Origin of the sequence: Thalassotalea eurytherma (assembly GCF_030161415.1) — a bacterium.
Classification (GTDB): Bacteria; Pseudomonadota; Gammaproteobacteria; order Enterobacterales; family Alteromonadaceae; genus Thalassotalea_G; species Thalassotalea_G eurytherma.
In genome coordinates this window covers 1-18438 of the sequence record NZ_BSSU01000007.1, presented here as the reverse complement: position 1 = coordinate 18438, position 18438 = coordinate 1, and the positions used below count along the sequence as shown (strand labels likewise).

Genomic DNA, 18438 nt, shown 5'->3' with positions numbered 1-18438 from the left:
CAGTTAAGGCTGTAATGAAGAAAAAACAGCGAGCATTTCTGAAGTGGGCTGGTGGTAAATACAGCTTAAGTGATGTCATTAATAAAATGTTGCCTAAAGGGGATAGGTTAATCGAGCCATTTGTTGGCGCAGGGTCTATTTTCTTAAACAGTGATTATAAGCATTATTTGCTCAACGATATTAATCAAGACTTAATCAATCTCTATACCCTTTTACAAACAAAGCCTGATGCCTTTATTGAAGATGCCAGAGCATTTTTTACGCCAGAGCATAACCAGTCAGAAATATATTATCAGTACCGAAAAGACTTTAACGAGAGTAAAGACCCTTACTTTCGTTCATTAATGTTTTTGTATATGAATCGACATGGTTACAACGGCTTATGTCGATACAACAAATCAGGTGGCTTTAATGTGCCTTTTGGTAAGTACAAGAAACCCTACTTCCCGGAGCAGGAATTAAACTTTTTTGCTGATAAAGCGCAATCTGCGACGTTTGTTTGTGAAAGTTACCGACAAACATTTGCTCGCGTCCAACCTAACGATGTAGTGTATTGCGATCCTCCTTATGTGCCGTTAAGCAAAACAGCGAGTTTTACGAGTTATGCCGGCAACGGCTTTGGTCTTGATGAACAGGCTGACCTAGCTAATGTTGCAGAAGAGGTGACATCGAGTGTTGATAAAGCGACGGTGTTGATTAGCAATCATGACACTATTTGGACACGCAAAATTTACGAACACGCTGAAAAAATTAAAAAGCTAAAAGTTGCACGTACGATCAGTCAAAAAGGCAGTAATCGTAAGAAAGTCGGTGAGTTATTAGCACTCTATCGATAGCCTTTGTATGTTAGTTTACTTTAAAGGTTAAGGTAATACCGCGCTCACTATCCACATCAAGCCTACAATAAAAAGTACAACGGCGACAATACCAATAATAATGAATTGTAAGGCACTACCTTGTGTAAAGTCTTGTTCTCTATTTATGTCACTTTGTACACCTAAAAAAGCCCATAAAACACTCTGACATGTTTTTAGAATAGATTGTTGTTTCTTCATACTATGACCATTCCAATTACCTTTGAAATTGAATAGCGACAAACACTGTCTAGTTGTTTGAAAGCTATAGAGGGTTAATATTTTTGTCTAGTTTTTGGTCTTCTTTGATACTGTTATATGAAATAAGGAAGAAATATGAAAGCAATTCACGTAAATTGTTGTTAAGACAATGTAAATATGAGATCAATCGCCATATCTATGGTAGTACCAGAACAAATAACAAAAATAATCTAGGCTGGGGGAGTTGAAGATGAAAAGTTTTTTTATCTGCATGATCGCGTGTTTAAGTCTTAGCGCTAACGCTACGCTTATTAGTGATTCAAATTTTGTCATTGATACCGATCAAAAGTTAGATTGGCTGCGTTGGGATGAGACAAATAATCGTTCGTACAATGACGTGCTCGTTGAATTGGGTCAAGGTGGTGACTTTGATGGCTGGCGTTATGCAACAGCCACTGAAGCGGAAACGTTTCTAGCGAATTTTGGTTATGATAATTATGGTTTAGCTCAACAGCCGAGTAAGAAGAGTTCATGGGAGTCGTTAACTCAATTTATGGGTTTTGATTACCAATACTATGGTGTACCAACTCATCAATTTTTATATGGTATGGTTGATTCAACTGGTCAAGATCGTGTCTCTACATACAATCATCTGTTTTACGTTAATGATAGTGATCCCTATCGTCATTTTAGTTTTGCTTTTAAATTTACCTATACTGAGACGTTGCTTGGTAGTTTTTTAGTTCGAGATACTTCATATCAAGAGCCTCCGTCTAATCGTTTAGTAAGTTTACCCGCATCGTTACCGGTTCAGGTAAGTGAACCTTCAACAATCGTGTTAATGCTATTAACTTTTATTGGTTTAATATCTGCTCGTCGATTTACGAACAGTTAAACAGTTAATTTACTCTCTAATTTAAAAAGTAGCTTCGGCTACTTTTTTGCTTTTTGGGGAGTGAGTTATGCTAAAGTAAATGTTATTTTTGTCATGGATTATTATATGCCTAGTGCATTCTTACGTTTCCTTTTTTTTATTATAATCGGGCTAGCAACGAACGCTTATTCGTCAACTTTCACATTATCACAGTCTCCTGATATTCAATCACTTTCAGCCGTTGATCAAAAAGCACTATGCCTAGTTGCTAAGAGTGTCTTGGGTTATCAATCTGTTGTCGATGGTGATAATGCTTGGCAAGAAAAGCCGATTTTACCCGCCGAGGTATCAACAGCCAAAGTAAAAGAAACACTGGCCTATCTATGCCAGCTTGTCCAAGAAGGTAAAGGTAACAAGTTACTTGAACGTATGTTCTTGCTTGAACACTTTTCGTTTTATCAATGGCAACCTGATAATCAAACAGCACTCAAGATCGCGAGCAACAGCACCAATAAGCGAAAGTCTGAAATGCTCAGGGCAATCCCCAGTGATAAGATATTCCTAACCAAATACTACACAAAGCGTCTAAAAGCTAGCGTAGTAAAAACGCCAGATTATCCCGTTGCTTTATACCAATTGCCGTTCGATGAAATCGGATTATCGCCTGAGCAAGCAGCCGCTAAACAAGGGTTGCTAACAAGATTTAAGTATACTCGCCAACAAATTATTAATGGTGCGCTTGAAAAAGATGGACTTGCAAAACCGCTTATTTGGTTATCGGAAGCTGGTCTGCATGATGTATTGCTTCAAGGTACTGGTGTACTAGAGGTTGGTGGTAAGCTTAGATTTTTTAATGTTCATAGAAACAATGGTATTGCCTATGACTATACCCTTGGAAAAACAGAGCAGGCTCGTTATTGGTATTTTGCTGAAGTTAACGGTATCAAAGGTTATGGAAAAACTATCGAGAATAAAATTGATTTAAAGCCACGAGTTGCTTTTGCTGGCAATGTTAGGCAGCTTGGTATTGGTAAGCTGTTTCTTATCACATTCAATGAACATAAGATAAAACAGTCACACCTAGGTATTTTGGCTGATGAAGGTGGCGCTTTTGATAACAATCTTTTTCAGTTAGATTGGCTAGTTGAAAGCTACTTCGGCTGGCACGATTATCATCAAGCAAATAAACATTATCCTGACTATGCTAATGTTTATTTAATGATAAAAAAATAAAACGCTCTGTGGTGCAGAGCGTTTGATAGGGTTATTTTTGCTGGAAGGCAACAATGTTTGAGCTCGTTGATGAAATCGCTTTAAGTTTTTCTTCATTTTCGGCTATTTGAGCCGCTTCATCATGTTGTGGTTGAGCATTACTTTTTGGCTGATAACCAAGCGGCGCATCCATCAATAGTTGTTTTATTTTACTGATGTCTTCTTCTTCCATTGCTTCTGTTAAGCGAAGTAAAATACGAGAGACTTCCATCCAACTGATTGATTGCTCATTCGCTGTTAAAATACGTTGGTGAAAGGTTGCTTCGGCATTATCGTCAATCAGTAATTCTTCATAAAGCTTTTCGCCAGGACGCAAACCGCTAAACTCGATGGCAATATCGCCGTCTGGGTTTTGTTCATCTTTAACGGTTAAACCCATTAAGTGAGCCATTTTATAGGCCAAATCAACAATTTTCACTGGCTCACCCATATCAAGCAGGAATACATCACCACCTTTGCCCATAGCGCCGGCTTGCACAACTAATTGCGCGGCCTCTGGAATGGTCATGAAGTAACGAATGATATCAGGGTGTGTAACGGTAATAGGTCCGCCTGCTTTAATTTGTTTCTTAAATAAGGGTACTACAGAGCCAGATGAGCCCAACACATTACCGAACCTCACCATTACAAAGCGAGTGTTGTGGTCTCGCTTGGCTAAACCTTGTAATACTAATTCAGCCATGCGTTTGGTTGCACCCATGACATTGGTTGGGCGAACAGCCTTATCTGTTGAAATCAATACGAAGGTTTCAACTTCACAAAAGACAGCCGCTTGCGCAATTTCATAGGTACCAATAATGTTATTAGTAATGCCTGCAATGACGTTATTCTCAACCATTGGCACATGCTTATAGGCAGCGGCATGGTAAATGGTTTGTACTTTATGTTGGTTAAAAATACGCGTCATTAACATACCATTTTGCACGTTACCAATGAGTGCAACTAATGGAATGGAAATGGAATTTTCGCTTAAATATTCTGTAAGCTCTTGATTAATTTCGTATAAAAAGGCTTCGCTAACATCAAGCAAAATAAGTTTAGTAGGCTTTTGACCGATAATTTGTCGGCACAACTCTTTACCAATTGACCCACCAGCGCCAGAAACCATGACAACTTTGTGGTAAATATTCTCAGCGAGAAGCTCAGGAATTGGCGTAACAGCTTCTCGACCTAAAAGCTCATCAACTGATACTTCGCGTAATTCATCAATTTTTCGCTTACCAGAAACAATATCTGACATACTTGGAATAGTAAGTAGCTCTAAAGCAAATGGCTCTAGCTTGGCAATTATATCGTGAATACGCGCTGGCTCAACGTTGCTTAGGGCAAGTAAAACTTTAAATTGCCCATGTTTTTTAACAAGCTTTTCTAAGTCATTCGGGTCGTAGGTTTTCAAGCCATTTAATGTTCTGCCATGGAATCTACTTTTTTGGTCGATAAAAGCAAGTGGTTGATATTTTTGGCCATTCATTAAGGTCTCAGCTAATTGTCGACCTGTAGATGTTGCACCATAAATAACAACCCCTTCACGTTCTTCTAGCCAATGCTTCTCTGACGCTAAGCCTACTAGGGCTCGAGCGCCTGCAATGAGGAAAAAGGATAATACAAAGAAAATGATTGGAATTGAACGTGGTACAAAGGCGTCAAAAATAAAACCGCTAATAGAGCTAATAATGCTGGTGAACAACAGCAAAAATAGCAATTGAACGGTGTTTTTTGCATTAAAAAAACGCACCACAGAGCTGTACACGCCTGTAAAATAAAACAGGCTGATAGCGGTGGCAGTAGTGATTGAAAAGCTAAATAGCTCGGCACTACTAAATGTTACATCGGCGATCCCTAGCCTAATTATATAAGCTGAAAAAAACGCTAAGGTTAGTGCAAATAAGTCATAACTAATTGCTAGCGTTAATTTTACAGAGCTTGGAATTAAATCAATTGGTCTTGCCATTACATCCAGCCTCTTTCTCTTATCGATTGATAAGGCTTTTACCTAGACTCATTGTGACAATATTTTGTTACAAAGTCATTAACTGATTTGTTACATTTTAACCGTTTTTAATTGTTTGAAAAATATCCGTTATTACATTGCATGTTTTTTCTATTTCTAAATCGGTCAGTGTTGGGTGCACTAAAAACATTAAACTGGTCTCTCCAAGTTCTACGGCATTTGGTAAAGGCGAGTCCGGGCGAAAATTAGTATTATCAAACGCTTTTTCATTATACACTTCTGAACAGCTCCCGCTAAAACACGGTATACCTGCATCAGAAAACTGCTGAATAATAGTGTCGCGATTAATCCCTTGAGGTAATAAATCAGGTTTTACTTGGACATAGCATTTGTAGAACGCATGTTCGATGTCTTCTGGCACTGACGGTACGTCAATAAACTCAAATGGTTGGCATGCGTTAAAAATTGCTTGAGCGTATTGGTTTCGTTTTTCAAACCATAGAGGCATGCGTGTTAACTGAATTCGACCGATAGCCGATTGCATTTCTGTTAAACGCCAGTTAGTACCAAACGATTCATGTAACCATCTATAACCCGGCGGATGCTGTTTTTCATAAACGGCATGATATGATTTACCATGATCTTTAAATGCCCATGCTTTGCGCCAGATAGATTCGTTATTGGTGGTTAACATGCCACCTTCGCCGCCAGTGGTCATAATCTTATCTTGGCAAAATGACCAGGCGCCGATATCTCCAATTGAGCCCACTGAACGGCCTTTGTATTTTGCACCATGTGCCTGTGCACAATCTTCAATGACAGATAGATTATTTGCTTTGGCCAGCGCCATAATTGGATCCATGTCACAAGGCCAGCCAGCTAAATGAACACAAATAATCGCTTTGGTTTTATCAGTCATGACCGCTTCGATTGTTTGAGCACTGATGTTTTGGTTGTCTAATTCGACGTCAGCAAATACGGGTGTTGCGCCAGCGTTAATGATTGAGCTAACCGAAGCAATAAACGTTCGAGAGGTGACAATGACTTCATCACCTGTTGATAATTCAAGTGAAGCTAAGGCTAAATCAAGTGCTAAGGTACCATTTGCAACAGCAACAGCGTATTGGCAGTCGCTAAATTGAGCAAATTCTTGTTCGAATTGGCGACCTTCTTGGCCAGTCCAATAATTTACTTTGTTCGATGCAAGTACGTTACTAACTGCTTCGATTTCTTCGCTGGTAAAACTTGGCCAAGGCGAGAATGCGGTATTTAACATAATGTAAACTCTATCTTTAATATTATTTGGATGGCTGAGAGCCTTTGAATTTAGGCATGGTGACTTCACCTTGCGCACTAATCCCCTCTTTGATGAACACTTTCTTTACGGTTAAAAAAAGTATTTTTATGTCTAACCAAAGTGACATGTGTTCTACATACCACACGTCATATTCAAATTTTTCTTCCCATGACAATGTATTGCGACCATTAACTTGAGCCCACCCAGTTATACCGGGCTTAACATCATGTCTTTTCGCTTGTCGTTCGTTATACAAGGGCAAGTATTCAACGAGCAAAGGGCGCGGCCCAACTAAGCTCATGTCTCCTTTTAATACATTCCACAACCCCGGCAACTCATCGGCGCTTGAATTACGTAGCTTGTGGCTAAAAGTAGTCATTCTTTGTTCATCAGGCAACGGGTGACCGTTGTCGTCAACAGCGTTTTTCATGCTCCGAAACTTAAACATCTTGAAAATTTTGCCATCTAGGCCAGGGCGCTCTTGAGAGAAGATAACAGGGCTACCTAAATTTTGTTTTACTTTGAAATATACGATTACATACAGTGGCGATAAAATCAGTAACGCGCTAGCTGATAAAAGAATATCAAGCAGGCGTTTAAAAAATCGGTACATCGTCGTCTCTTTATTATTATTGATTTATTAATACGGCTGAGTTACCTGTTTTACATCTTTTTTACTTTATTTTCCACTGTAACCGGAGTAAATTGAAGCTACAATAAAAAAAGCCACTTCAATAAATATGCATGCTGTAGTTCGTTGGTATTATCTTTCTCGACGTTTATATCTTAAAGGTATTCCTCTTCTTCCTAATCTAATTTGGAAATTCATTCGTGTCTTTTTTGCTTGTGATGTTAAATTCACGGCTGATATAGGGCCAAACGTTGGTTTTTTCCACAACGGATTAGGCGTCGTTATTCATAAAAATGCCAAAATTGGTGAAGGCTCAGTGCTTTATCAAAATGTCACGATTGGTGGTAACGGGAAAAGCGGCAATGCTAATGGTGCACCGGTAATTGGTAAAAATGTTTTTATCGGCGCTGGCGCGGTAATTTTAGGCCCTGTGACTATTGGAGATGGAGCTAAAATTGGTGCTAATTCAGTTGTCTTAAAAAATGTGCCAGCCGGAGCTACAGCTGTTGGTGTGCCGGCAAAAATAGTTTCCAATAATGACTGACAAAGAAGTACAGAAACCAGTACGTGTTCTGCATATTCTCGTTACCTTAAACCTAGGTGGCGCGGAAAGTCGTATGATGGATCTCTATAGAAATCAAGATAGAACAGTATTAACTAACGACTTTGCCATTATGACCGACGAAACTTGCCACTTTACCGACGAGGTAATTTCGACTGGTGGGGTTATTCATGTGTTAACTAATCCTCGCAAAAGCTTGATAAAGCATATTACGGATCTTTATCAACTTCTCAAACGTGTACCGAAATATGACGCCATTCACGCGCATACTTCGTTTCATGCAGGCTTATGCTTGATGGTCGCCTTTTTTGCCGGTACTCGAGCAAGAGTGAGTCATGCCCGTAATGTTAGTACGAGTGCGCCATCTGCATTTACCTCTCTCATGTTATTTGCTGGCCGCAGTTTAATTAATGTGTTTGCAACGAAACGTTTTGCCATTTCAAAAGCAGCAGGTCAATATCTGTATGGTGATGCTGCGTTTACCGTTGTACCGAATGCTTTTAATTATCAATCAATTTCTCATAAAGAAGACCTTATCGACGATAAAGCGCAAGTTTTAGGTGCCGATGGAGGCGTCCATATTGTAGCTGTTGCAAGATTTTACCCAGTGAAAAACCATCACTTTATGATTGATATACTCAAGGCTATGGCTGATCAACGTGATGACGTTTACCTCCATTTAATAGGGGATGGCGAGTTAAAAGGAGATATTGAAGCTAAAGTAGATGGCCTAGGTTTATCTGAACATGTTAGGTTTTGGGGAAAGCGCAATGATGTCTATCAACTGCTGCCATATTTTGATGCGATGTTAATGCCCAGTTTTACTGAAGGTTTAGGTGTTGCAGCATTGGAAGCTCAAAAAGCTGGCTTGCCCTGTCTTGTATCTGACAGTCTACCTGAAGAAGTCGATATTGAGCTTGGATTGTGTATAAGGCTATCGTTAGACGAGCCAGCCAGCGTTTGGGCGGAGCAATGTCTATCATTATTGGACATTCCAGTACCAAGTAAATCCGTTCTTGATGAAAAGTTTAGCGCGCGTGGCTTTTCTTTGAGTTTTAGTGAACAACAGTTTTATAAGGCCTATCGTTGCGATGGATAAACCTATAAAAGTTTTACAAGTTATACCTCAGCTTGGCCTTAGCGGGATTTCTTCTGTGGTTTTAAATTGGCTAAGAGAAATAGATACACAGTGCGTACAGTTTGACTTTATTTGTTTTAACGATGGGCAATATCGCGAGGAACTCGAAAGCAAAGGGTGTCGCGTTTTTTGTATCCCTACATTTAGGCAATCACCGCTTGCCCATATCAAGGCTGTTAAGGAAATTTTGCTCTCACCTGATGGCAAATATGATGTTATTCATGTCCATAATAGCTTCAAGAATTTTGTCATGCTAAGTCTTGCTAAGAAATATAGGGTGCCGGTTCGGGTATGTCATTCTCACACAGCAGGTCTTGAGCTGTCATGGCTAGCACCTGCTTTTAGCTTAATAAAATCCCTCACTAAACGTTTTAGTAATCAATATGTCGCGTGTGGTGAGAAAGCAGGGCAATTTTTATTTGGTGATGCCCCTTTTATTGTGCTCAATAATGCCATTAAAGTGGAAAAATTTTTACCCTCTAAAGACTTAGCTGATCCTGTCGCTGCGGTTTTTGATAAATATCACCTTCCTAAAGACAAAAAATTAGTACTTCATGTTGGTCGCTTTAGTGAGGTAAAGAATCACCAGTTCTTTTTAACATTAGCAATATCTAAGCAATTAGATCCTGATTTACATTTTGTGTGTATAGGCGATGGTCCATTAAAAGAGAATTTTGCTCAAGATATTATTGAAACCAGACAACAACATCGCTTTTCATTATTACCAGCAAATAATGATATTCCATTGTTACTACACGCAGCCCAAGCATTTGTGATGCCATCGTTATTTGAAGGCGTTTCGGTGGCAATGTTAGAAGCACAAGCCGCTAAGTTGCCTTGTTTTGTTTCAGATACCATTTCTTTAGAAGCTGACATGGGGTTGTCTTTGGTAGAGTTTTTGAGCCTTGAGCGCCCCAATGAGTGGATTGAACAATTAAATTACTTACAAGAAAAAAACCTTGAAGACGACGATGTTAAGCAGGCGTTTAGACATAAAAATTATAGTATTGATGCAGTTGTCGGTCAGTTAGTCGATTTGTATCAAGAAGGCCTTAAGGCTCGATAGTTATGCTGAAGCGGCTAGTTTATTGCCCTGAACTCATCGTTATTGGGATATTAATTCTTTTGTTTGCCATTACACAAGTGCCAATTTTATTGATTGTGGTGGTTCTATTTGGCGTAGGTGTAGCGTTTCTCTTGCCGTTTTACCGCTCTGTTCAACTAATTTTCTTTTTGCTGCCTTGTTTAAACGTATTTGTTGGTTCTCCTTATATTTCTATCTCATTGGCAACGTTAATCTTTTTAGCGATATTTGGTCGCTATATGATGACTCAATTGTTCAATACGCAGTATTACATCCCTGGTGTTATCGCAACGATTGTTGTAATCGGGTATGAACTGGCTCATGTTATTAACAACCCCGTTATGTTTTCTACGCAAACGGTACGTTGGATGATTCTTTTCCTGTTTGTCACCTTATTGTTGTTTGATAAACGAAAATATATTGAGTTTAGTCAGCTTCGCTTTGTTTTATTGTTAGGTTTTATCACATCAACCTTCTATGGTTTGTTAAAAGATATTTTTCATCCCGTTACCTTTTACCATGCTGATGCCATAGCGAGGTTTTCAGGTGGTGCCGGTGATCCCAATAACTTCGGTCTATTGTGCTTGTTGTTGATTTTTTTCTACTTGCCGAGCGTGCCTAAACAGTCGATTCGGTTTAGCCATTTAGTACTTGTAGGAGGGCTGTTAGCCGCAGGCGCATTAACCGTTTCACGCAGCTTTTTCTTGGTTTCTTTCTTTAGTTTGTTTTTATACTTTTTACTTTATTTTCGTTCAGCAATCGGTGAGATATTTTTCAGAACACTCTTTGGTGGAGCGTTGGTATTATTAGCGGGATTTTTCCTCGTTTTATCAGGAGCAACAGAGCATATGAACCTTGATATTATGTCGCGTTTTGATAGTGATAACTTGTCGGAATTAACTGGTGCTCGTAGTGATATTGCTAAGGAATACGTTAACATGTTTCTCGTCCAAGAGCCTGATTATATGTTGTTCGGTGCTGGTATTAATGGTTATCTGGGCTATTACAATCATTATTTCGAAATTGACAAAATATTTGAAGAGGTTGTTGGGCCCCACAATACGTTTTTAGAAATGCTTGTCAGTGTTGGTATTTTAGGTAGCTTTTTATTTATGTATTTTATTTATATAGGTTTTAAAGCAGAAAAAATTCGCACGCAAAACTTTTCGTTTTACCGGCTTTCTTACCTGCCTATCATCGTTTTTCTTCTATATTGTTTAAGTCTACAAAACTTAGGTAAATATAGTAGTTATTTTATTGTCATGATGATCATCTATAACACCTATCGTAAGGCGTAGTCATGGAAGCTGCAAAACAACGAAAATTTGGCGTATTACTCGGTTATGTTTCTATCGCGATACGAAATATTCTTGGCCTGTTGTTAATTCCATTCATTATTCATTATGTTGGTGTAGAGCAATACGGTGTTTACAGCCTGGTTTCTTCAATTATTTTATATCTTATTATTTTGGAGATGGGGTTAGCTAATACCGCTATTCGTTTTCTATCAAAATATCAGGCAACAAAAGACATATCAGCACAATCAAGGTTTATAGGGTTAATGCTGATTATTTATAGTGGCGTTACAATCGTTGCTATGGCAGTCGGTGGCGTGTTTTATTTTCAGTTGCCAGCCATGTTTTCAGCATCTTTCTCTGCGAATGAAATCTTGTTATTACAACAAACGTTTCTGATTCTGATGGTTAATATCGCCATGACATTAATGAGCAATACCTTTACTGGCGTTATTACCGCTAAAGAACGATTTGTTTTTGAGAAAGGCTCGCAAGTTATCTTATTCTTATTACGCTGTGCGTTTGTTGTTTTTGCGCTTTGGATGGGCGGCGATATTATTGATATTGTTGTTATAGACACCTGTATCAATGCATTGCAGCTGTTGATGCGTCTCTACTATGTGTTTATAAATCTTAAGATCAAAATATCCTTCTCATCGATCGACAAAACACTCGTCAAAGAGGTGTTTGGCTACACCATGTTTATTGGTTTAAACGTGATTGTTAACCAAATAAATTGGCGAGTAGATAATTTTATTATTGGCTTAATGGTGAGTAGTGCTGCCGTTGCTATATACAATATCGGCAATCAACTTGTCTTGAGTTTTATTGCCTTTGCCAGTGCCATCTCAAACGTCTTTACACCTAAAATCGTTAAAATGGTTACCCTTAATGCCTCTGCTGAAGACATTACATCTGAACTGATTCGCATTGCACGAATGCAAATGATAGTGCTAGGTTTTGTCCTGTCTGCATTTATTGTCTTTGGTCCTTTGTTTATTAATCTATTTGTCGGGCCAGACTTTAAGCAAGCTTATTTTGTTGCGCTGTTGCCAATGTTTCCGTTCATTTTTGTCTTAGCACAAAGTTCTACCAACGCCGTTTTACAGGCGATGAATAAGCATAAAGTGAGAAGTTTGATGCTGTTAGCTACCGCGATACTCAATATTTTTATCTCAATATCTCTTGTCGACCAATATGGTTTGGTTGGCGCTGCTTTCGGCACTATGATTGCGTTAATTTTAGGTGAGTTGGTTGCCGTGGGGATATATTTGTCGCGTGTTATTGGCCTAGAAATGTCGAGATTTTATAGTCAAGGCTTAGGCTTTATTGTGCCTGTAATGTTGGCCTCTATAGGATTTGGAACCTATATAGAATCTGAATTCTCAAGGTCTTGGTTTGGTTTGTCTTCAGGTGTGTTTACTATGCTTGTTGTTTATAGCTTGCTGACATTTTACATTGCTTGTAATGCTGCAGAGCGTCACTTTATAAAGTCACTTATTAGTCGAGAAAAAGCATGAAAGTAGTTGTTATTGGTGCATACCCTGATTCCATTTTAAGTTTTCGTGGCGCCATGATTAAAGCGATGGTTGATGCCGGTCACCAAGTGCTCGTCATGTCTGCTCCTGCCTCTGAACAGGTAATTAAAGGGGTTGAATCGCTTGGCGCTACTTTTCAGTCTTACGACGTACAGCGTAATGGCTTGAACCCTATTGTGGATATAAAAACCTTTTTGCAGTTGCGTAAAATGGTCAATGATTTTCAGCCAGATAAAATACTCGCCTATACCATTAAACCTGTTATTTGGGGGGGATTAGCGGCTCGAACACGCAAATCTACTCAATTTTATGGCTTTATAACCGGCCTTGGTTACGCATTTGAAAAGGGCGGGCTAGTGCGAAACGCAGTCAATACCCTAGTGAAAATGCTTTATCGTGTAAGCTTGAAAAATGCCGTTAAGGTTATTTTTCAAAATAATGATAATTTGCAATTATTTACTCAATTAGGTTTGTGTCAGCAATCTCAAGCTGCACGTGTGCATGGTTCAGGGGTCAGTTTAACTCATTATCCACAGACACCACTGCCTGAACAGCCACCTACGTTTTTGCTGATTGCTCGGCTTTTAGGTGATAAAGGCATTCGGGAGTATGTCGCGGCAGCCAAACAAGTAAAACAACAAAACCTCAGTGCGAGATTCTTGCTTGTTGGCCCTGAAGATACATCGCCAGATAAAATAGAGATGGCGCAAATACATAGTTGGCACGAAGAGGGGATTATTGAATACCTTGGCGAAACAAAAGACGTTGTGCCTTTTATCCAACAATGTCACATATATACTTTACCTTCGTATCACGAAGGCTTACCTCGTACTGTTTTAGAAGCAATGTCTATTGGTCGGCCAATTTTAACGACAGATGCTGTTGGTTGCAGAGAAACGGTTATCGACAATAAAAATGGCTTATTGGTAAACGTAAAAGATAGCCATGAATTAGCGCAAGGCATGCAGTGGTTTTTAGATAACCAAGAACAATGGCCGATGATGGCAGAGGCTAGTCGAGACTTCGCGATGAGGCTGTTTGATGTTGATAAGGTTAATGGTCATATTTTGGAGTTAATGTCTTTATCTTAAAGTGACTTACCATATCTTTTTAAATTAACTAGCTATACTTTTAGGTAAATAAAAAATCACTGGGAGAGAAGATGGACTTGAACACGGATAATGTTGAACAATATGTTCAAATGATGACAGAAATGGGCATTCAGTTCGGTACACAGTTATTAACCGCACTAATTGTTTGGTTTATCGGTGCGTGGATCATCAAAAAGTTTGTCAAACTGCTTGATGTTGCGATGACCAAGAAAAAAGTAGAAGTGACATTGCATCAATTTCTATTAAGTATCTTCAATATCACGCTTAAAGCGATATTGGTGATCATTTTTGCATCAATGGTGGGTATTGAAACCGCCTCGCTAATAGCCATGTTGGGTGCTGCAGGTTTAGCGGTTGGTTTAGCCTTACAAGGAAGCCTGTCTAATTTTGCCGGCGGCATATTAATTTTATTCTTCAAGCCTTTCAAAGCTGGCGACGTTATTGATGCGCAAGGCTATGTTGGTACGGTAGATGAAATTCAAATTTTTAACACGATTATTCGCACTTTAGATAATCAGCGTGTCATTATACCCAATGGTTTATTGTCAAATGGGTGTGTCAAGAACGTATTTGCTGAGGAAACGCGACGTGTCGATATGACCTTTGGTATTAGTTACGACGACGATCTGACTAAAGCAAAAGCGATATTAAAAGAGATTTGCGATGGCGATGAACGCATCTTAAAAGATCCGGAGGCCGACATTTTCATTTCAGCTCATGCTGATAGTTCAATCAATATTTTAGTAAGACCTTGGGTATTATCGCAAGATTATTGGGCTGTGCATTTTGATACCATTGAAGCGGTTAAACTGGCATTTGATAAGCAGGGTATTACGATTCCTTACCCACAGCGAGATGTTCATATATATCAACAAAGTGCTAACGTATAACAAATCAATGTAGTCATCACCGTATAAAGCAAGTAACTTAGGTTACTTGCTTTTTTATGCCAATTGCCAACCTATCATGACAAAGGACATGTTTTGAATCCAAAGCTAAATACAATGTTTAAAGGTGCTCAGCACTCTACACCATTGATTGTTGCGTCAATGCCTTTTGGTATTATTTATGGTGCGTTAGCGCAATCGGTTGGCTTGTCTCATTGGGCAATAATCGCGATGTCGGTGTTTGTTTTTGCTGGAAGTTCTCAATTTATCGCAATCGGTTTAATTGCAGCCGGCGCTAACGTTGGCATTATTATCGTTACAACATTATTTGTTAATATTCGTCATATGCTTTATGCCGCAACCTTGTTGCCTCATGTAAAAAGATTCAGCCAAAAAGTGCGTATTCCTATGGCATTTCTGTTGACGGATGAAACCTTTGCCGTGTCATCACATTACTTGCAAAAGCATCCTAATTCGCCAAACTTTGCGTGGTATTACTTTGGTTCAGCACTTTTTATGTACAGTAATTGGATATTATGCACATTTATTGGGGTCTATCTATCTCAAACAGTGCCCAATATGAGTGACTGGGGATTAGATGTTGCAATGGCCGTTGCCTTTCTCGGCATAGTTGTACCGAGCCTGCATAATAAGCCAACACTGATGTGTGCTTTAGTGGCAGCATCACTCTCTATCGTTACCTACCATTGGCCAAATAAAACAGGGCTACTCTTTTCCGCTTTGTGTGGCATCGCTGTGGCACTCGTGATTGAAAAATACCAAAATAACATTCCCGCACCGGAGGTCGCAAAATGAATGAGTGGCTATTAATTTTCGGTATGATGGCTGTGACGTTCTCGCTACGTTACGTGTTTTTTGCTTTTGCCAACAAAATTTCTTTACCTGAAGGCGTTAAACGCGGGCTAAATTATGTGCCTATCGCTGTGTTGTCTGCCATCATTGCGCCAGCTGTATTGATGCCCAAGGGCGAGTTGTGGCTTGATATAAATAACCCATACATACCTGCGGCGCTTGTTGCTATTTTGGTGAGTTGGTGGCGACGCAATATGCTATTAACGGTTGTAGCTGGCCTGGCAACATTTGCACTGGCCAGATACCTAATTAACTAGGGGCTGTTTAGCTTTTGTCATTTGGTTAGGCCATAATTATTTTAAATCACTTTAATTCTAAGGATTGCCATGAGAGTTCTTGCTACGTTAACACTTTTATCATTACTTGTTGGTTGTCAATCTACTTCAGATGACCTAACGCCTGCACAGGAGCGAGCTGAGATTCGCCTAATGCGCCATAATGTTGTTAATGATCTCACTAAATTGTCTCCAAACATTAAAAAAGAAATTGAACGCAGTGCAGGCTATGCGGTATTTAGCAATGCGCAAATCAATATTATTTTGTTTTCGGCAGGCACTGGTTATGGTGTCGTAAAAAATAACCTAACCGGAAAAGAAACATTCATGGAAATGGGAGAAGCCGGTTTAGGACTAGGCTTAGGCGCAAAAGATTTTAGAGCGCTTTTTGTCTTTCATACCGAAAAAGCATTAAATCAATTTGTTGAAAAGGGTTGGGCGTTCGGCGCCGAGGCCGATGCTGCTGCTAAATCAAATGATAAAGGTGATCAGCTTAGTTATGGTGTGACCGTTGGGAATATTACTGTTTATCAATTAACAGAAAATGGCTTAGCGTTACAAGCAACCGTTAAAGGCACTAAATATTGGCAATCAAAACGTCTTAATTAAACACGTTTGCTAGTGGGCGTGCTAAAATAGCCGAGTATGATTCGTTTAAAGGAGTTATCAATGAAAAGGATTACATTGATTGGGCTAATGTTAGCTAGTGTGAGTTTAGCTACGGCGGTAGCTGCCCAAGAGCCACAATTATCAGATGAGCAATATCAGCAATGGCTCAAAGATAAGTTTTCAAATCAACATGAAGCGCTTATTCCCGTAGTTGCCGTGGCTGATATGTTTTTTGCCTGTAATCGTGCTCGCAAGGTTGACCCTATTGGTTACCGCGTGACTGATTTGATTACTAAAATGGACAGAGAACAATTAGCTGAAAAGCTTGTGACGTGTTTAGGTGACAATGATTTAAAGTCTGATGTGGCAATTAATTTTGGCCTTGAAGGTTGTTTTTACGAACAATTAGCAGATAAACCAGCGCAAGAACGTAAAGAAAAAATGAAACTAGTTAAACGCGCTATTGCTTCATTATCTCGCGAGGAGCGTCAAAAAAGTTTAACGCAATGTGTTACCAGCCAAGCAATTGATTATTTAAAATAGCCTCCTCAAGGTGATGAGGAGGTGTCCACTTAAACGGGGGAAGACTAAAGTCCCACTTGAACAGCTTTTATGGATAATAAACCCACCAAACATATAAAACTAATTACTTATACTCTTCAACATATCACTCAACTCTTTATCAGCGAAAATAATCATCGCTTCATAGAGGTGAGCTGCCATACCAACTTGATAATTTTCATAAAAAGCTTTAGTAATTGGTTCTGATATGGTTTTATCTGCGAGTATCAAGTAACCGTTATAGCCTATACCTTTAAAGTCATCACCATGAATTTTTCTAAATAAACTATTCATAAGATTATAATGTTCTTTTATCTTTTTCTGAACTTGTTCAGAATTTACAGAAACTGATAACACTGACTTGTAGTCAAATGCCCAATCATCTGTTTGCTTTTTAGATAGTTCTATTTCATTTTTACTAAGCCTGCCTAGTGATGAAAGCATAGAGTCAAATGTATCATCTCCCTTTAGTTTCATTACTTTTTCATTAAAACCCTCTGGCATGTCACTGAAAAGTAGTTCTAAATTTTTTTCACCCGCTAAAACATTCATCGTAACCTCGATACTGTTAATAATTACTTGAGTTTCTTCTTGTCGTTTTAACAGTAGTGCTTTTTGATTACTCAACGTTTGTATAAAATCTAAATCTTTGGCGTAAATTAAGTCTTTTATTTGAGCAAGACTAAAGTCCAGTTCGCGATAAATAATAATCTGCTTAAGTAAGGCAAGGTGTTCTTGCGTATATTCACGATAGTGATTATCAGCACGTCGGTGTGGCTTTAACAGACCAACCTTATCGTAATAATGAAGTGTTCGAATTGTTACACCCGTAATTTCACTTAGCTTACTTACACTATAAATATTATTTAACATAAATTTCCAAAGGCATACTGTTAATAACAAATAGAATTATCAACTATCACGTAAGGTTAGAGTCAAGTAGATTTACATATATAACGCCTCATTTTACACTTAACTTTGACCGACTTTGATAAGTACCAATTGAATATAACATACCGATACTTAGACATATTGCAGAACTTATAAGCCAAAATGTAATGCTATTTTCAGGAAACATAGGCATTAATGCAACGAATGACACTCCACGTAATGCATAAATTAATGATATGAGAACTAAAGCGGTACGTAGAAGTGGAAGTTTAGTTATTAATCTAGCACCAGACAGTCCGTAAACAGACCAAATTGTAAGAATTATAACTAAAACAGATGTAACAATTGTAGGGTGAGAGTCACCGGCTTCAGCCATCTTAGCCATTTGCTCCACCGCACCGAAGAAGCGATACCAATCACCACCAAATATAATGCAGCCCAAATGAGCTAAAGCTGCAACTGCACTGAATATTGCGCCTAGTAGGAGAGGTTTATTCGGTCTTGAATCTAACACAATACTTCCTGTATATGCC

General features: G+C 38.8%; 20 protein-coding genes. 14 read left to right on the top strand and 6 right to left on the bottom strand.

Annotation, left to right across the window (positions count from 1 at the left end; all coding sequences use genetic code 11):
- Positions 1-14 precede the first annotated feature (14 nt).
- Entirely contained in the window at positions 15-836 is an 822-nt protein-coding gene (locus tag QQK02_RS07555; RefSeq protein WP_284207374.1) for a Dam family site-specific DNA-(adenine-N6)-methyltransferase, read from the top strand.
- 27 nt (positions 837-863) lie between these two features.
- Here the strand turns inward: QQK02_RS07555 and QQK02_RS07550 are convergent, their stop codons facing one another.
- The gene (locus QQK02_RS07550) at positions 864-1055 is read right to left on the bottom strand and encodes a DUF2970 domain-containing protein (protein WP_284207373.1); all 192 of its coding nucleotides are present in this window, start codon (positions 1053-1055) and stop codon (positions 864-866) included.
- A 250-nt stretch (positions 1056-1305) separates the two neighbouring features.
- Between QQK02_RS07550 and QQK02_RS07545 the strand changes: the two genes are divergently transcribed.
- Complete coding sequence (locus QQK02_RS07545; protein WP_284207372.1) at positions 1306-1950, top strand: PEP-CTERM sorting domain-containing protein; 645 nt, start codon at positions 1306-1308, stop codon at positions 1948-1950.
- Between the two features lie 105 nt (positions 1951-2055).
- Positions 2056-3162, top strand: a complete 1107-nt coding sequence (locus QQK02_RS07540) for an MltA domain-containing protein (RefSeq protein ID WP_284207371.1) — start codon at positions 2056-2058, stop codon at positions 3160-3162.
- Between the two features lie 31 nt (positions 3163-3193).
- Here QQK02_RS07540 and QQK02_RS07535 read toward each other — a convergent pair whose 3' ends face one another.
- The 3 genes from QQK02_RS07535 to QQK02_RS07525 form a co-directional block, all read right to left on the bottom strand.
- Positions 3194-5152 (bottom strand): polysaccharide biosynthesis protein, encoded by a 1959-nt coding sequence (locus QQK02_RS07535; protein WP_284207370.1) that lies wholly within the window; start codon positions 5150-5152, stop codon positions 3194-3196.
- 97 nt (positions 5153-5249) lie between these two features.
- Entirely contained in the window at positions 5250-6428 is a 1179-nt protein-coding gene (locus QQK02_RS07530) for a DegT/DnrJ/EryC1/StrS family aminotransferase (RefSeq protein ID WP_284207369.1), read from the bottom strand.
- Positions 6429-6450: 22 nt separating this feature from the next.
- Positions 6451-7062 carry a sugar transferase gene (locus QQK02_RS07525; RefSeq protein WP_284207368.1) on the bottom strand — a complete coding sequence of 204 codons (612 nt, stop codon included), beginning with the start codon at positions 7060-7062 and terminating at the stop codon, positions 6451-6453.
- Between the two features lie 127 nt (positions 7063-7189).
- Here QQK02_RS07525 and QQK02_RS07520 point away from each other — a divergent pair, with 127 nt between their 5' ends.
- The 11 genes from QQK02_RS07520 to QQK02_RS07470 all read left to right on the top strand — a co-directional run bounded on the left by QQK02_RS07520 (position 7190) and on the right by QQK02_RS07470 (position 16996).
- A complete protein-coding gene (locus QQK02_RS07520; protein ID WP_284207366.1) occupies positions 7190-7624 on the top strand; it encodes a serine O-acetyltransferase in 435 nt (144 codons plus the stop codon).
- The gene (locus tag QQK02_RS07515) at positions 7617-8741 is read left to right on the top strand and encodes a glycosyltransferase (RefSeq protein ID WP_284207365.1); all 1125 of its coding nucleotides are present in this window, start codon (positions 7617-7619) and stop codon (positions 8739-8741) included. Before QQK02_RS07520 ends, QQK02_RS07515 begins: the two co-directional genes overlap by 8 nt.
- On the top strand, positions 8734-9846 hold the full coding sequence (locus QQK02_RS07510; protein WP_284207364.1) for a glycosyltransferase: 1113 nt from the start codon (positions 8734-8736) through the stop codon (positions 9844-9846). Before QQK02_RS07515 ends, QQK02_RS07510 begins: the two co-directional genes overlap by 8 nt.
- 2 nt (positions 9847-9848) lie before the next feature.
- A complete protein-coding gene (locus tag QQK02_RS07505; protein ID WP_284207363.1) occupies positions 9849-11162 on the top strand; it encodes an O-antigen ligase family protein in 1314 nt (437 codons plus the stop codon).
- A gap of 2 nt (positions 11163-11164) precedes the next feature.
- On the top strand, positions 11165-12679 hold the full coding sequence (locus QQK02_RS07500; RefSeq protein WP_284207362.1) for an oligosaccharide flippase family protein: 1515 nt from the start codon (positions 11165-11167) through the stop codon (positions 12677-12679).
- Positions 12676-13788 carry a glycosyltransferase family 4 protein gene (locus QQK02_RS07495; protein WP_284207361.1) on the top strand — a complete coding sequence of 371 codons (1113 nt, stop codon included), beginning with the start codon at positions 12676-12678 and terminating at the stop codon, positions 13786-13788. Before QQK02_RS07500 ends, QQK02_RS07495 begins: the two co-directional genes overlap by 4 nt.
- A 71-nt stretch (positions 13789-13859) precedes the next feature.
- Positions 13860-14699, top strand: coding sequence for a mechanosensitive ion channel family protein (locus QQK02_RS07490; RefSeq protein ID WP_284207360.1), 840 nt, complete (start codon positions 13860-13862; stop codon positions 14697-14699).
- A 114-nt stretch (positions 14700-14813) separates the two neighbouring features.
- Positions 14814-15512 (top strand): AzlC family ABC transporter permease, encoded by a 699-nt coding sequence (locus QQK02_RS07485; protein WP_284207359.1) that lies wholly within the window; start codon positions 14814-14816, stop codon positions 15510-15512.
- Positions 15509-15826, top strand: coding sequence for an AzlD domain-containing protein (locus QQK02_RS07480; RefSeq protein WP_284207358.1), 318 nt, complete (start codon positions 15509-15511; stop codon positions 15824-15826). The genes QQK02_RS07485 and QQK02_RS07480 overlap by 4 nt, the downstream gene beginning before the upstream one ends.
- Before the next feature lie 69 nt (positions 15827-15895).
- Positions 15896-16453 (top strand): lipid-binding SYLF domain-containing protein, encoded by a 558-nt coding sequence (locus QQK02_RS07475; protein WP_284207357.1) that lies wholly within the window; start codon positions 15896-15898, stop codon positions 16451-16453.
- Between the two features lie 60 nt (positions 16454-16513).
- Entirely contained in the window at positions 16514-16996 is a 483-nt protein-coding gene (locus QQK02_RS07470) for a hypothetical protein (protein ID WP_284207356.1), read from the top strand.
- A 99-nt stretch (positions 16997-17095) separates the two neighbouring features.
- Here the strand turns inward: QQK02_RS07470 and QQK02_RS07465 are convergent, their stop codons facing one another.
- Together QQK02_RS07465 and QQK02_RS07460 are read right to left on the bottom strand one after the other, a co-directional pair.
- Entirely contained in the window at positions 17096-17887 is a 792-nt protein-coding gene (locus QQK02_RS07465) for a MerR family transcriptional regulator (RefSeq protein WP_284207355.1), read from the bottom strand.
- Between the two features lie 88 nt (positions 17888-17975).
- Entirely contained in the window at positions 17976-18419 is a 444-nt protein-coding gene (locus tag QQK02_RS07460) for a hypothetical protein (RefSeq protein WP_284207559.1), read from the bottom strand.
- Between the last annotated feature and the right edge of the window lie 19 nt (positions 18420-18438).

What these genes read in the sequence shown, in the direction of transcription:
- QQK02_RS07490 (WP_284207360.1), top strand. Translation starts at nt 13,860, where the DNA reads ATGGACTTGAACACGGATAATGTTGAACAATATGTTCAAATGATGACA.
- QQK02_RS07555 (WP_284207374.1), top strand. Translation starts at nt 15, where the DNA reads ATGAAGAAAAAACAGCGAGCATTTCTGAAGTGGGCTGGTGGTAAATAC.
- QQK02_RS07535 (WP_284207370.1), bottom strand. Translation starts at nt 5,152, where the DNA reads ATGGCAAGACCAATTGATTTAATTCCAAGCTCTGTAAAATTAACGCTA.
- QQK02_RS07500 (WP_284207362.1), top strand. Translation starts at nt 11,165, where the DNA reads ATGGAAGCTGCAAAACAACGAAAATTTGGCGTATTACTCGGTTATGTT.
- QQK02_RS07470 (WP_284207356.1), top strand. Translation starts at nt 16,514, where the DNA reads ATGAAAAGGATTACATTGATTGGGCTAATGTTAGCTAGTGTGAGTTTA.
- QQK02_RS07530 (WP_284207369.1), bottom strand. Translation starts at nt 6,428, where the DNA reads ATGTTAAATACCGCATTCTCGCCTTGGCCAAGTTTTACCAGCGAAGAA.
- QQK02_RS07525 (WP_284207368.1), bottom strand. Translation starts at nt 7,062, where the DNA reads ATGTACCGATTTTTTAAACGCCTGCTTGATATTCTTTTATCAGCTAGC.
- QQK02_RS07475 (WP_284207357.1), top strand. Translation starts at nt 15,896, where the DNA reads ATGAGAGTTCTTGCTACGTTAACACTTTTATCATTACTTGTTGGTTGT.
- QQK02_RS07540 (WP_284207371.1), top strand. Translation starts at nt 2,056, where the DNA reads ATGCCTAGTGCATTCTTACGTTTCCTTTTTTTTATTATAATCGGGCTA.
- QQK02_RS07480 (WP_284207358.1), top strand. Translation starts at nt 15,509, where the DNA reads ATGAATGAGTGGCTATTAATTTTCGGTATGATGGCTGTGACGTTCTCG.
- QQK02_RS07520 (WP_284207366.1), top strand. Translation starts at nt 7,190, where the DNA reads ATGCATGCTGTAGTTCGTTGGTATTATCTTTCTCGACGTTTATATCTT.
- QQK02_RS07465 (WP_284207355.1), bottom strand. Translation starts at nt 17,887, where the DNA reads ATGTTAAATAATATTTATAGTGTAAGTAAGCTAAGTGAAATTACGGGT.
- QQK02_RS07505 (WP_284207363.1), top strand. Translation starts at nt 9,849, where the DNA reads ATGCTGAAGCGGCTAGTTTATTGCCCTGAACTCATCGTTATTGGGATA.
- QQK02_RS07550 (WP_284207373.1), bottom strand. Translation starts at nt 1,055, where the DNA reads ATGAAGAAACAACAATCTATTCTAAAAACATGTCAGAGTGTTTTATGG.
- QQK02_RS07485 (WP_284207359.1), top strand. Translation starts at nt 14,814, where the DNA reads ATGTTTAAAGGTGCTCAGCACTCTACACCATTGATTGTTGCGTCAATG.
- QQK02_RS07515 (WP_284207365.1), top strand. Translation starts at nt 7,617, where the DNA reads ATGACTGACAAAGAAGTACAGAAACCAGTACGTGTTCTGCATATTCTC.
- QQK02_RS07545 (WP_284207372.1), top strand. Translation starts at nt 1,306, where the DNA reads ATGAAAAGTTTTTTTATCTGCATGATCGCGTGTTTAAGTCTTAGCGCT.
- QQK02_RS07510 (WP_284207364.1), top strand. Translation starts at nt 8,734, where the DNA reads ATGGATAAACCTATAAAAGTTTTACAAGTTATACCTCAGCTTGGCCTT.
- QQK02_RS07495 (WP_284207361.1), top strand. Translation starts at nt 12,676, where the DNA reads ATGAAAGTAGTTGTTATTGGTGCATACCCTGATTCCATTTTAAGTTTT.